At 71.1% G+C, this 12,732-nt stretch carries 12 protein-coding genes; 5 read left to right on the top strand and 7 right to left on the bottom strand.

Annotated elements, in window-relative coordinates:
* Window positions 1-129 precede the first annotated feature (129 nt).
* Both A3CQ_RS0120715 and A3CQ_RS0120710 read left to right on the top strand, forming a co-directional pair.
* Window positions 130-510 (top strand): DUF742 domain-containing protein, encoded by a 381-nt coding sequence (locus tag A3CQ_RS0120715; RefSeq protein ID WP_026205958.1) that lies wholly within the window; start codon window positions 130-132, stop codon window positions 508-510.
* A gap of 1 nt (window position 511) precedes the next feature.
* Window positions 512-1,102 carry a GTP-binding protein gene (locus tag A3CQ_RS0120710; protein WP_020512865.1) on the top strand — a complete coding sequence of 197 codons (591 nt, stop codon included), beginning with the start codon at window positions 512-514 and terminating at the stop codon, window positions 1,100-1,102.
* A 119-nt stretch (window positions 1,103-1,221) separates the two neighbouring features.
* Here the strand turns inward: A3CQ_RS0120710 and A3CQ_RS0120705 are convergent, their stop codons facing one another.
* Window positions 1,222-1,911, bottom strand: a complete 690-nt coding sequence (locus A3CQ_RS0120705) for an HAD family hydrolase (protein WP_020512864.1) — start codon at window positions 1,909-1,911, stop codon at window positions 1,222-1,224.
* Window positions 1,912-1,971: 60 nt separating this feature from the next.
* On the opposite strand from A3CQ_RS0120705, the gene A3CQ_RS0120700 reads away from it, so the two are divergent.
* The gene (locus A3CQ_RS0120700; protein WP_020512863.1) at window positions 1,972-2,628 is read left to right on the top strand and encodes a 4a-hydroxytetrahydrobiopterin dehydratase; all 657 of its coding nucleotides are present in this window, start codon (window positions 1,972-1,974) and stop codon (window positions 2,626-2,628) included.
* Between the two features lie 248 nt (window positions 2,629-2,876).
* On the opposite strand, the gene A3CQ_RS53530 is transcribed toward A3CQ_RS0120700, so the two are convergent.
* The 5 genes from A3CQ_RS53530 to deoC all read right to left on the bottom strand — a co-directional run bounded on the left by A3CQ_RS53530 (window position 2,877) and on the right by deoC (window position 9,617).
* Window positions 2,877-5,312 carry a hypothetical protein gene (locus A3CQ_RS53530; RefSeq protein ID WP_040432653.1) on the bottom strand — a complete coding sequence of 812 codons (2,436 nt, stop codon included), beginning with the start codon at window positions 5,310-5,312 and terminating at the stop codon, window positions 2,877-2,879.
* 72 nt (window positions 5,313-5,384) lie between these two features.
* The gene (locus tag A3CQ_RS0120690; RefSeq protein WP_370657616.1) at window positions 5,385-6,296 is read right to left on the bottom strand and encodes a SatS C-terminal domain-containing protein; all 912 of its coding nucleotides are present in this window, start codon (window positions 6,294-6,296) and stop codon (window positions 5,385-5,387) included.
* 69 nt (window positions 6,297-6,365) lie between these two features.
* Window positions 6,366-7,202 (bottom strand): aldehyde dehydrogenase family protein, encoded by an 837-nt coding sequence (locus A3CQ_RS0120685; RefSeq protein WP_020512860.1) that lies wholly within the window; start codon window positions 7,200-7,202, stop codon window positions 6,366-6,368.
* 61 nt (window positions 7,203-7,263) lie between these two features.
* Window positions 7,264-8,682: an aldehyde dehydrogenase family protein gene (locus A3CQ_RS0120680; protein WP_020512859.1), complete on the bottom strand. Its 1,419-nt coding sequence runs from the start codon at window positions 8,680-8,682 to the stop codon at window positions 7,264-7,266.
* A gap of 8 nt (window positions 8,683-8,690) precedes the next feature.
* Window positions 8,691-9,617: a deoxyribose-phosphate aldolase gene (deoC, locus tag A3CQ_RS0120675; RefSeq protein WP_020512858.1), complete on the bottom strand. Its 927-nt coding sequence runs from the start codon at window positions 9,615-9,617 to the stop codon at window positions 8,691-8,693.
* A gap of 59 nt (window positions 9,618-9,676) precedes the next feature.
* On the opposite strand from deoC, the gene upp reads away from it, so the two are divergent.
* Window positions 9,677-10,309 carry a uracil phosphoribosyltransferase gene (gene upp / locus A3CQ_RS0120670; protein ID WP_020512857.1) on the top strand — a complete coding sequence of 211 codons (633 nt, stop codon included), beginning with the start codon at window positions 9,677-9,679 and terminating at the stop codon, window positions 10,307-10,309.
* 843 nt (window positions 10,310-11,152) lie between these two features.
* Here the strand turns inward: upp and A3CQ_RS0120665 are convergent.
* Window positions 11,153-11,641 carry an NUDIX hydrolase gene (locus tag A3CQ_RS0120665; protein ID WP_026205955.1) on the bottom strand — a complete coding sequence of 163 codons (489 nt, stop codon included), beginning with the start codon at window positions 11,639-11,641 and terminating at the stop codon, window positions 11,153-11,155.
* A 40-nt stretch (window positions 11,642-11,681) separates the two neighbouring features.
* Between A3CQ_RS0120665 and galE the strand changes: the two genes are divergently transcribed.
* Entirely contained in the window at window positions 11,682-12,716 is a 1,035-nt protein-coding gene (galE, locus tag A3CQ_RS53525; protein WP_051115295.1) for a UDP-glucose 4-epimerase GalE, read from the top strand.
* Window positions 12,717-12,732: the final 16 nt, after the last annotated feature.

Below are 12,732 nucleotides of genomic sequence, written 5' to 3'. Positions count from 1 at the left end.
GGCCGTGGGCCGGCTCAGCCAACGGGGTTTACTGGACGGTTCCGCCGAGTGTTGGTCCGCTCGGCGGCTGTCCAAAACATTGACAACACGAGACACTTCTAGGGTTCGAGGAAGGGGTGAGCGGTGACGATGCCCGAGCGCGATGAGCCGACCGGCGCGCTGGTCAGGCCGTACGCCGTGACCCGCGGTCGGACCCGACCGAAGCTTGAGATAGCGCTGGAAGCGCTGGTCGAGACAACCGTGCGCGGACGATCTGGAGTGATCCGCGGCGGGCAGGGTGGAAGCGAGCATCAGTACATAGCGGCTATGTGCGACGGCGGCCGTGTGCAGTCGCTCGCAGAAATCGCCGCACGCATGCAACTGCCGCTCGGTGTGGCTCGAGTGATCGTCGCCGACATGGCCTCCGATGGCCTGGTCGCGGTGTACGAGCCCACCTCGCTGGAAGACGAGACCGACGCGGTAGGCACTGAACTGCTGGAAAGGGTGCTGAGTGGACTTCGCAGGCTCTGACATGTCGCACCGTCCCGCTGCTGGGGGGCGCGTTACATCGGCGAAGATTGTCATCGCCGGTGGGTTCGGCGTCGGCAAGACGACGCTGGTCGGGTCGGTCTCGGAGATCACCCCGCTGACCACCGAGGCCATCATGACCTCGGCCGGTGTGGGTGTCGACGACAACCGGCAGGTGCCGGGCACGATGACGACCACCGTCGCCATGGACTTCGGCCGTATCAGCATCGACCGTGACCTGATCCTCTATCTGTTCGGTACCCCCGGCCAGACGCGGTTCTGGTTCATGTGGGACGAGCTGGTGCGGGGCGCGATCGGTGCTGTCGTGATGGTGGACACGCGGCGTCTCGCCGACTGTTTCGCCGCCATCGACTTCTTCGAGCACCGTCGCCTGCCGTACCTGGTGGCGATCAACTGCTTCGACGGCATGCAGTACCACAACGCCCAGGACGTTCGCGACGCGCTCGCGATCTCCAGCGACGTGCCCGTGGTGAGCTGTGACGCCCGCAACCGTGAGTCGACGAAAAACGTCCTCATCTCGCTCGTCGAGTATGTGCTGACGATGCGTCGCTCGCGCGCGGTCGCACCTGCCTGAGTCGAGCGGCCGACGGCCCACGGCGCGATGCCGGACGGCCCGGTCGATCACTCAGAGTAGTCAGCCCACTCGCCTCGGCAAGCCCCGCTCCGATCGGTCGGAGCGGGGCTTCTGCGTGCTCAAGTTCGGGTGAGGGCGAGCAGCTCGTCGAGGTCATCGACAACCAGATCCGGCCGGTACGGGTCGGGGTCGCTGCGGTAGGCCTCGGCGCCCGGATACGCGGCGTTACTGACCAGCACCGGGCGCATCCCCGCGCGCCGGGCGCCGTCGTGCTCGCGGCTGCCGCCGTCGCCCACGTACCAGCAGTCGGCGGGAGCGACCCCGAGACGGGCGCTGACGGCCGCGTAGAGGCGCGCATCGGGCTTGCTGCACCCCTCGTGCCAGGAGAAGACCGTGGCGTCGATACGGGGCGCGTAGGGGGTTGCCGGCCATGACTCGTAGAGCTCGCTCGAGCAGTCGCTGATCAGTCCCAGGCGGAAGCCGTCGGCGCGCAGGCGGTCCAGGAGGGCGAGCACGCCGGCCCGGGGCGGGCGCACGAGCTCGGCGCCGTCCAGCTGGGCCGCGACGGCGTTGTCCAGTTGCGCCTCGGCGGGGTGGGCGCCGCAGCGGCGGGCGATCGCACTCAGCGTCGCCCGGGTGCCGCCGTAACGGCCCACGATGCGCTCGGGGAAGGTCTCCGCCATCTCTCCCCAGAAGACATCGGCCGGCACGCCCAGCGCGGCCGCGGTGGCCGCGAACGAAGCCCGGCGACCAGCCTCGGCCGCCGGGTCGGTCAGCGTGCCGAAGAAGTCGAAGACGATCGCGCGCACCGCCTCATGATGCCGCCACCGGGCTGCGCGCGTGGGGCGGCGGGGAGAAGGATGGGAGGCATGACGAAGCTCACGGGAAAGCAGATCGCCGAGGAAGGGCTGGCCGGGTGGGTGATGCTCGCGGGCAGCCTGCACACCCGGGTCCGCAGCGGGAACTTCGCGACCGGGCTCGCCCTGGTCGACGCGATCGGCGCCGAGGCCGAGCGGGCGAACCACCACCCCGACATCGACCTGCGCTACCCGCACGTCAACATCAGGCTGCTCAGCCACGACGAGGGCGGGGTGACCGAGCGCGACGTGCGAATGGCCCGCACGATCTCGGGGCTGGTCGCGGCCGCGGGGCTCGAGCAGACGTCGGCCGGGGTCAGCCAGCTCGAGCTGGCGCTGGACACCCCGGCCCTGAGCGCCGTGCTGCCGTTCTGGGGCGCGGTGCTGGGCATGGAACAGGACAGGGGACCCGACATCGGCGACGACCTGGTCGACCGGGCGGGCACGCTGCCGCTGATCTGGTTCCAGGAGTCGGGCGCCGAGGAACCGCGCCAGCGCTGGCACCCGGACATCTGGGTCGACCCCGCGGAGGTTCAGCCACGTATCGACGCCGCCGTCGCGGCCGGGGGCTCGCTGGTGAGCGACGCGGAGGCGCCGAGCTTCTGGGTGCTATCCGACCCCGAGGGCAACAAGGTCTGCCTATGCACCTGGCAGGACCGCGGCGCCTGACCAGCGCGCCACGGGCCGAGGCGGGTCGCCCGCGACCGAAAGCCGGGTTACGGGTCGCCCGCGACGGAAAGCGGTGGCGCCGGGTCGCCCGCGACGGGAAGGGCCGTGAGGGATCGCCCGCGACGGGAAGCGGTCGCGAGGGGTTGCCTGCGACGATCAGCCGCGGTGACGGGTCGCCCGAGACGGGAAGCGGCCGCGACCAATCGGTCGCGGCCGCGTTCGCAGAAGCGGTCTGCAGCGGAACCGGGCTAGCGGGAGCTGTAGTTCGCGTTGTTGTTGCGGTAGTCGTCGGCGCCCTCGCGGTCGCGGGTGAAGTCCCAGCCGCCGGCCGACTCGCGGCCCGGGCGGCCGCCCATCGCGAAGCCGCCGATTTCCTGACCCCGCCGCCAGCCGCGGAAGTAGCCCGTGGTGTGTGCGGCGATGCTCGCGGCGTCGCGCACGATGCGCAGCGGCCGCTCGTCGCGCAGCGGCGAACCCGGAACCAGGTTGGCCTGCGGGACCCGCTTGGGCAGACCGGCCGCGGTCTCGGCCGCGATCTCGGGTGTGGCCGCCCGCTCGGCGGCGCGCCAGCCACTGTCGTTGGGGTTGGCCCAGTCGAGATCGGACGCGGTGTCCGTGTGGCCGGTGAACCAGGCCGAGCGGGCCGCCGCGAAGATCAGCAGGTCGGTGTCGCTGCTGTCGGCCCCGACCGGCGGCGTGGTGCTGCGGTCGAGCGCGGTGAGCTTGGTGGTCGTCGTGCCGGGGGCGTTGACCGGGCTGCGACGGATGCCGTTGCGGCGGCCCTCGCCGTCGACCACGCGCAGCGACGGTGGATCGCTCATCGCCGGCAGGCCGGGGATCGTCGTGTCGAGGCTGCTGCCACCCAGCTGGGACTCGACCAGGCGCAGGGCCGGCGGCTCCTTCGGCATGTCCTGCCACGGCGGCTTGACCCGGCCGTTGTCGGCCGGCGGTGCGCTGATCGACGCGGCCGGCGGGATGGCGTCGTCGCCGCTCGGGTTGAGCAGCGGCCAGTTCGCCCGGGAGCCGGGCTCGGCCGACTCGGGCCGCTGGGTCGGCATCGGCAGCGAGGAGTAGTCGGTGGCGCTGCCGGGCGCGGGGCTCGACGGCGCGCGGGACGGACGCGGCGGAATCGTCGTGCGCTGGCGCTCGGCCCGGGCGTTGTTGATCGCCGCGTTGGTGAGCGTCGCCCGGAACGGCTGGCCGCTCTCGGCCGGCGAGACCGAGGCCGACGGCATCGAGGACGACATCGGGGACGGCGACATCGACGCCGGCGGCAGCGACGAGGACGGCATCGAGGACGACGGCATCGAGGACGACGGCATCGAGGACGACGGCCGCGAGGGCAACGAGGACGAGGCCCGCGACGACGGCGGGAGCGACGAGGGCGCCAGAGAGGACGGCGGCATCGAGGTGGGCGCCAGAGAGGACGGCGGCATCGAGGACGGCGGCATCGACGCGGCCGGCAGCCCACTGGACGGCCGACCGGCCGGGGAGGACGGCGCGGGCGCCGGGCGCGACCCCGGTGTGATCGGCGTCATGCCGGGCGGAGGCGGCGGCACCGAGACCGGCCGGTTGCCGGGCACCGGAGCGCGGTTGGGGAACGCGGCCGCGGCGGCGGGCGCCGCGGGAGGCGGCGTGACCGGGCGCGGCGCGAGCGGCGGCGGCGCCACCGGGTCGGGCGCGACCGGCGGCGTGTTCATCGGATGCGGCATGGTGCCGACGCCTGCGCTGGTCGGCTCGCGGCGGCTGCGCCGGCCGGCGGGCGCCGGGACGGAGCGCAGCGCGGCGGCCTCGGAGCGCCGCGTGGACGGGGTGGTGCGGGCGGAGATCGTGCCGATCAGAGCGGCGCACGCGGCATCGCCGGCGCGGACCGCGGCGATCGCCTTGCGGACCGTCTCGGCGGCGGCCGGGGCGAGCGACTTGTTGACCCCGCCGCGGCGGGGCGACTCGCTGATCGCGACGTGCAGCGCGGTGACCGCCGAGATGATCTCGTCGTCGGTGCCGGCGCCGGAGCGGATCAGCTCGGCCGCGACCTGCTCGGCCACCTGCTCGGCCTCGGCGCCCTGCGCGGTGAGCCGCCCGGGCTCGGGCAGCGCGTCGAGAACGGCCAGGGCCAGCGGGTGGGCCGGGTCGGGATAGGCCCGCAGGGCGGCGGGGTAGAGCTCGCGGAGGACCTCACGCAGCGCCACGGCGGCCGCGTGCCGGCCACCGAGCAGCGCCACGTGGGCGGCCAGGACCGGTTTGTAGCTGACCAGCTCGCGCGGGGCGGCCTGGGTGGTCGCGGCGATCGCGCCGGCCTGCAGCGCGCGGGCCAGGCCCACGGCACGGCGGGCGGCCGGCGGGGCCTGCATCTCCTCGACGGAGTCGTCGTCGGCGAAGCGCTCGGCGAAGTCGTCGGTGGTGTCGTCGTCCGTGACGACCAGTGGCCGTCCCGCCGCCGTGAGCAACGAGGTGACCAGGTGGTCGTCGCTGTCGGCGGCCACCGCGGCGTCGGTGAATCCACTCGTCCGTTCCACGAGCAGCATGCCGAGCTCGGCGTAGCCGCCGGGGTCGTCGCTGATCTCGTGGACGCCGAGCAGCCGGCCTGCGTCATCAACCACGGCTATGGTCAGCTGTGCGGTTGGGGCCGCACGAACCGAATCATCAGCCGACGCGAGACCGCAGTACACGCGCACGAGCGCCACGGCGTCGTCCTCCTCCCCGGGACTGAGACTTGTGCTGTCTTAGGCCAAGCACTGATGCTCCCTGGTTAGGGGTCAGTCGCGCCAGTCCACAGCGGCAGAGATCTTGCCGATTACCGAACGCCATCCGAGACTTGCCTGTTGTGCCCCGATTTTCTTCAATCGACGGCGACCGAAGAATCCACCCATCCCGCCACTTTCCGCGGATCGGAGGGCCTCGTCGAGGTCATCCAGCGGCGAACCGGCCGACAGGGCCAGGATCACCGGCTTGAGCCGCAGAGCGTACCCCAGGTCGCGGGCCACCTCGCCGGCGGCGATGAGCAACGGCAGGTCCCATGTGTCGTGCCCGCCGCGCAGGTTTTCCACCACGAGGTCGAGCTCGTAACGGTCGTCCGCGGACGGGTCGATGTCGGTCGACTGTACCCGCTCGGCCAGGGTCGCCCAGCTGTCGAGTTGTGCGAGGTCGTGCGGTGCACCCGAACGAATGAAGGAGACCAGCGACTCGGGGCTCTTGAACGCGAGCAGACGGCCCTTGTGACTGAGGAACATGGGCACTTCCTCGTCGGCCGCCTCGTCCTCGGCCTCGTCCGCCTCGTCGTCGAAATCGGCCGGGTCGGGTTCCTCGGCTTTCTCGGCGTCGTCGTCACCCTCGGCCAGCAGCGCCTGGAACTCGTCGTCGACGATGACCTCTTCCTCGTCGTCGACGCGGGACGCCGGGCCCTTGCGGGCGTCGAACGGGTCCTCCTCCTCGGCCTCGACCTCGGTCGGGGTCAGCTCGGAGGCCATCCGGTAGGCGCGCAGGGTCAGGCCGACGCCGGCCGGCAGGGCGATCTCGACCGGCTCGATCCGTACGTCTTCCCAGAGCTCCTCGCCGGAGAGACCGGACTTCTCGTCCACGGGCGTGGACGCCTCGGACTCGTCGGACTGGCTGGCCACGGTGACCTCCGGGATGATGCGGACGCTTGGACGGTGATTCTGCCGACACACCCTAATAGGCGTGCCTGAGTGTGGACCGACCGTCCCCCGTACTTCCGCATCGGCCGATAAAGGACGGCCCTAAAACCCCTTCGGATGCCAGACCGTCTTGGTCTCCAGCAAAGCGGTCATCGGGTGCAGACCGGGATCGACGGTGAAGTCGGTCTCGCCGCGCGAGCGGAGCACCCGCTTGAGCGTGCCGGAGGCGGTGCGTTCCAGGTCGGCGGCCAGTTCCGGGTCGGTCACGCCGGTCAGGTCGAGCGCGTTGACGTCGTCGTGCGAGGCCAGCCAGGGCGCGGTCTCGGCGGCGCGGCCGGTCAGGATGTTCACCACCCCGCCGGGCACGTCGGAGGTCGCCAGCACCTCGGCCAGGGTGATCGCGACCTGCGGGCCGGCCGCGAGCACGACCACCGTGTTGCCGGTGACGATCGCCGGGGCCACGACGCTGACCAGACCGAGCAGGGACGGCGGGGCGACGACGCCGACCACGCCGGTGGGCTCGGGGGAGGAGAGGTTGAAGTACGGCCCGGCGACCGGGTTGGCGTTGCCGACCACCTGGGCGATCTTGTCGGACCAGCCCGCGTACCACACCAGGCGATCGATCGCGGCGTCCACCTCGGCGGCCGGGACGCCGAGCGCCACGAACTCGGCGGCGCGGGCCTCGACCATCTCGGCGACGCGGTAGACGACCTGGCCGCGGTTGTACGCCGTGGCGCCGGCCCACTTGGGCTGGGCCTTGCGAGCCGCCACGACCGCGTCGCGCGCGTCCTTGCGGGAGGCGAGGGCCACGTTGTCGCCGTCCACGAGATAGGTCCGTCCTGACTCGCTGCGCGGGAACGCCCCGCCGACGTAAAGCTTGTAGGTCTTGCGCACCGCGAGACGGGCGCGGCCGTTGGAGGCAGCGGGCTCGGTCTTCACGGAAGCTGCCTTCGCGGCTTTCGCCGCCTTGGCCGGCGCCGGTTTCGCGGTGGGTGCTGACTTAGGCAAGGTACGCCTCCAGGCCGTGCCGGCCACCCTCGCGGCCGTAACCGGATTCCTTGTAACCACCGAACGGCGAGGTGGGGTCGAACTTGTTGAACGTGTTGGCCCAGACCACACCGGCGCGCAGTTTGTCGGCAACGGCGAGGATGCGTGAGCCCTTGTCGGTCCAGATGCCGGCGGACAGCCCGTACGGCGTGTTGTTGGCCTTTTCGATGGCCTCTTCCGGCGTGCGGAAGGTCAGCACCGAGAGCACCGGTCCGAAGATCTCTTCCCGGGCGATCCGGTGGGCCTGGGTCACCCCCGTGAAGATCGTCGGGGCGAACCAGAACCCGTGATCGGGCAGCGAACACGGCGGCGACCAGCGCTCGGCGCCCTCCGAACTGCCAATTTCCGACAATTCAGTAATTTTCGCCAGCTGGGCGGCGGAGTTGATCGCGCCGATGTCGGTGTTCTTGTCGAGCGGGTCGCCGACCCGCAGCGTGGCCATCCGCCGTTTCAGGGAATCGAGCAGCTCGTCGGCGATCGACTCCTGCACCAGCAGGCGCGAGCCCGCGCAGCAAACATGGCCCTGGTTGAAGAAGATGCCGTTGACGATGCCCTCGACCGCCTGGTCGATCGGCGCGTCGTCGAAGACGATGTTGGCCGCCTTGCCGCCCAGCTCGAGCGTGAGCCGCTTGCCGGTGCCGGCCACCGAGCGGGCGATCTGCCGGCCCACCTCGGTCGAGCCGGTGAAGGCGACCTTGTCGACGTCGGGGTGCTCGACCAGGTAGCGGCCCGTGTCGCCGGCGCCGGTGATGATGTTGACGACGCCCGGCGGGAGGTCGGCCTGGCGGCACACGTCGGCGAAGAACAGCGCGGACAGCGGCGTGGTCTCGGCCGGCTTGAGCACCACCGTGTTACCCGCGGCGAGCGCCGGAGCGATCTTCCACGCGAGCATGAGCAGCGGGAAGTTCCACGGGATGACCTGACCGGCCACGCCCAGCGGCTTGGGGTCGGTGCCGAAGCCCGCGTACCGCAGCTTGTCGGCCCAGCCCGCGTAGTAGAAGAAGTGCGCGGCGACCAGCGGCAGGTCGACGTCGCGCGACTCCTTGATCGGCTTGCCGTTGTCGAGCGACTCGAGGACGGCCAGCTCGCGGGAGCGTTCCTGGATGATCCGGGCGATCCGGAACAAATATTTCGCGCGCTCGGCGCCGGGCAGCGCCGACCAGGGGCCGAACGCGCGGCGGGCGGCGGCCACGGCCCGGTCGACGTCTTCCGGGGCGGCCATGGCGACCTCGGCGAGGACCTCCTCGCTGGCCGGGTTGATCGTCTTGAAGGTGCCCTTGCCGTCGCTGAAGTCGCCGTCGATGAAGAGGCCGTAGGTGGACGCGATCGAGACGATCGACCGCGATTCGGGGGCGGGAGCGTATTCGAACATGTGCGGCCTCAGTCCAGCGTGAAGTAGTCCGGACCGGCGTAGTGGCCGGTGGTGAGCTTGGTGCGCTGCATCAGCAGGTCGTTGAGCAGCGAGGAGGCCCCGAAACGGAACCAGTCCGGGTCGAGCCAGTCGTCGCCGACCGTCTCGTTGATCAGCACGAGGTACTTGATGGCGTCCTTCGTCGTACGGATGCCGCCTGCTGGTTTGACGCCGACCTGGCGCCCGTTCTGGGCGCGGAAGTCGCGCACGGCCTCGAGCATGATCAGCGTGACCGGAAGGGTGGCTGCGACCGGAACCTTGCCGGTCGAGGTCTTGATGAAGTCGGCGCCGGCCATCATCGCCAGCCAGGACGCGCGGCGGACGTTGTCGTACGTCCCGAGCTCGCCGGTCTCGAGGATGACCTTGAGATGGGCGTCCCCGCAGGCTTCCTTGACCGCCACGATCTCGTCGAAGACCTTGGCGTAGTCGCCGGCCAGGAACGAGCCCCGGCTGATCACCATGTCGATCTCGTCGGCGCCGAGCGCCACCGCGTCACGGGTGTCGGCCAGCTTGACGTCGAGCGGCGCCTGACCCGAGGGGAACGCCGTGGCCACGCTGGCCACGTGCACGCCGCTGCCGGCCAGCACCGGCACGGCCACCGGGACCATCGAGGGGTAGACACAGACGGCGGCCACCGACGGGCACGACGGGTCGGCCGGGTCGGGGTGCAGCGCCTTGGCCGAGAGCGCGCGGACCTTGCCCGGGGTGTCGGCGCCCTCGAGAGTGGTGAGGTCGACCATCCGGATCGCCAGATCGATCGCCTTGGCCTTGGCGGTCGTCTTCACCGATCGGGTGCCGAGCGCGGCCGCCCTGGCCTCGACGCCCACCTTGTCGACGCCCGGAAGCCCGTGCAGAAGGGCCCGCAGGTTGGCGGTCGACGTCGCTGTCGCAGTCATGAAAAGGATTCTACGCGGGCCTATGACATTTGATCTTGGCTGACCGGTAGGTTGTCGCCGTGGACGTACTCGTCGTAGATCACCCGCTGGCCCAGACCAGGCTCACCGCGATGCGCAACGCGGAGACCGACTCGGGCGTCTTCCGTGCCTCTCTGCACGAGCTCACCACGATGGTCGTGTACGAGGCGGCCCGCTCCTTCGCCGTGGAGCAGTTCCCGATCACCACGCCCGTGGCACCGACCCAGGGCACCAAGCTGGCCAACCCGCCCCTGATCGTCCCGGTGCTCCGGGCCGGCCTGGGCATGGCCGACTCGGCGCTGGCCCTGCTGCCGGAATCGTCGATGGGCTTCGTCGGCCTGGCCCGCGACGAGCACACCTTCGAGCCCCGGGCCTACATGGAGTCCCTGCCGGCCGACCTCTCCGAGCAGCCGGTACTGGTGCTGGACCCGATGCTCGCCACCGGCGGCTCGCTGCTGCACTGCTGCCGCCTGCTGGTCGAGCGCGGCTGCACCGACGTGATCCTCTGCTGCGTGCTGGCCGCCCCCGAGGGCATCGAGCGCCTGAGCCAGTCCGGCCTCCCGCTGCGCCTGGTCACGGCCGCGATCGACGAGGGCCTCAACGACAAGGCCTACATCGTCCCCGGCCTCGGCGACGCCGGCGACCGCCAGTTCGGCGGCATGCGCCGCTTCTGAGGCCTTTTGCCGTACGAGGTCAGCCAAGCACCGGCATACCAGGCCGGCGTGGGTGCCGTCCCGGCCCCGTGCCGCCGCCATCCGGGCTGAGCTGCAACAAGGGCGGGCCGGCCTTCGTCGTCGGTCACCCACCTGCCGCCGCCCGCTCCATCGACGGCCGGTCACCTGCCCGGCGAGGCGTGCGCGCGGCCCGCCCTGACACAGTTCGAACCCGAGGTCGCGAGCCGAGATCCTCCGCACAGCGGCCCCCGTCCGGCTCTGCGTACCAATGCGCGCTGCTCTGCGCACCCATGCGCGCTGCTCTGCGCACCCATGCGCGCGGCCACCACGGCTGGCGGGTGGGCCAGCGGACGTGACCGCCATGGCCCGGGCCGCCGCGTGATCGCGGCCGGCGCTGCCTGCCCGGCTCGGTGCAGGGGCCGGGCTGCGGGCAAGTGTGGCTACTTGCTGTGCGTATCGGACGCCTGCGGCGCAACGTTCAGCGACGCCTGGCGAACAACGATGACGACGTGCGCGTCGCGAACACCTGCGCATCAATGTTCAGCACCGGTCGGCAAAGGATGCGCGCCTCCGGTGCGAACACGTATCCATCACCGTCCCGCGGGTGGCCGGGCTGGCTCGCGCGCATAGTGCGGCCCGTCGCGATGGGGCGGTATGGGGGTAATGCCGGGAGTGCAAGCGGCGGCAGGTGGGTGACCCGGCACTTGGGCCGGCCTGCCCTCGTTGCAGCTCAGCCCGGATGGTGGCGGCACCGGGGTCGGGACGGCACCACGCCGCCCTGGAAGGCATGGACGTTGCTGACCTCGTACGGGAAAAGGAATTTGAATTTGCCGCCGACGCCGCTCAGAGGGAGGTGTAGGACCAGCCAACCGCCTTTCCGGCGGTGAAGGGCATGACGCCGTGGAAGACGCGGGGAGCGTCGGCGAAGACCAGGGGGAGGAAGTGGCGGTCGGACTCCCACATCGGGAGGTTGCCGGCCAGGACGTCGGCGAGGGGCATCCAGTGCAGGCTGCCCTCGTCGTTGGCGGTCAGTGGCGTGCCGGTCCAGGACGGGATGCGGAAGAGGAAGCCGAACCAGTTGCCGCCGTCCTTGCCGAAGCCGGGCCAGGAGATGGTGCCGGCGAAGTCGAGCGTCGTGCACTCGATGCCGGCCTCCTCGCGGATCTCGCGGCGCATGCCGGTGGCTACATCTTCGCCGGGCTCGAGCTTGCCGCCCAGGCCGTTGTAGTAGCCGTAGTGGATGTCGTCGGGGCGCGCGTCCCGGCGGATCATCAGGATGTTCTTGCCGTCGGGGGAGAAGACGTAGCCGAGAGTGGCGAGAGTGGCCTGCACGCGGGGAAACGTTACCGGGGGCTCGACTAGGGTCGTCGGCGTGAAGGTGCTCATCGCCGGCGGGGCCGGTTTCATCGGCAGCACGATCGCGTCCTGCCTGATCGACGCGGGTCATCAGCCGGTCATCCTCGACAACCTGGTGACCGGCCGTCGCGAGTTCTGCGAGGGGCGGCCGTTCTACGAGGGCGACATCGCCGACCGGGCCGTCGTCGACCGGATCTTCGACGAGCACCCGGACATCCTGGCCGTCGTGCACTGCGCGGCGCTGATCGTCGTCCCCGAGTCGGTGGCGCGGCCGATCCACTACTACCGGGAGAACGTCGCCAAGACGCTCGAGCTGGTCGACCATCTGCTGGCCCGAGGGGTCACCCGGCTCGTGTTCAGCTCGTCGGCCTCGATCTACGAGCCGAACGACGAGTTCAGCGTCGACGAGAGCTCGGCGCTGGCCGCGTCGAGCCCGTACGCGCGGACCAAGCTCGTGGTCGAGCAGATGCTCACCGACATCACCGCCGCCACGCCGCTGCGGGTGCTCTCGCTGCGCTACTTCAACCCGATCGGCGCCGACCCCAAGATGCGGACCGGCCTGCAGATCACGGCGCCGAGCCACGCGCTGGGCAAGCTCATCGAGGCGCACCGGGCGGGCGTGCCGTTCCGGGTGACCGGCACCGACTATCCGACCCGCGACGGCTCCGGCATCCGCGACTACGTCCACGTCTGGGACCTGGCCGGGGCGCACCTGGGCGCGCTCGAGGTCTTCGACTCCCTCTTCGCCGACGACCGGCGGTACCAGGTGATCAACCTGGGGACCGGCGCCGGCACCACGGTGCTCGAGCTGGTGGCTGCCTTCAACGAGGTCGTCGACGGGACTGTGACCGTGGAGCGGGCGCCGCGGCGGCCGGGCGACCAGGCGGGGGCGTACACCCGCAGCAGCCGGGCCGCCGACCTGCTCGGCTGGCGGGCCGAGCACTCGGTGGCCGACGGAATCCGCGACACCTTGGCCTGGTTCGCCCAGCGGGAACATGTTCTGCCCGACCTGGCCGGAGTTTCGACCCGACCTGGCGATCGTTCCGCGTGACTCGGGACACTATCGT

The organism is Paractinoplanes globisporus DSM 43857 (assembly GCF_000379645.1).
GTDB lineage: Bacteria > Actinomycetota > Actinomycetes > Mycobacteriales > Micromonosporaceae > Actinoplanes > Actinoplanes globisporus.
This window is presented reverse-complemented; position numbering and strand designations above follow the sequence as displayed.

Coding starts and splice junctions, on each gene's coding strand:
- A3CQ_RS0120715 (WP_026205958.1), top strand. CDS start 130: ATGCCCGAGCGCGATGAGCCGACCGGCGCGCTGGTCAGGCCGTACGCC.
- A3CQ_RS0120710 (WP_020512865.1), top strand. CDS start 512: ATGTCGCACCGTCCCGCTGCTGGGGGGCGCGTTACATCGGCGAAGATT.
- A3CQ_RS0120700 (WP_020512863.1), top strand. CDS start 1,972: ATGACGAAGCTCACGGGAAAGCAGATCGCCGAGGAAGGGCTGGCCGGG.
- A3CQ_RS0120680 (WP_020512859.1), bottom strand. CDS start 8,682: ATGTTCGAATACGCTCCCGCCCCCGAATCGCGGTCGATCGTCTCGATC.
- deoC (WP_020512858.1), bottom strand. CDS start 9,617: ATGACTGCGACAGCGACGTCGACCGCCAACCTGCGGGCCCTTCTGCAC.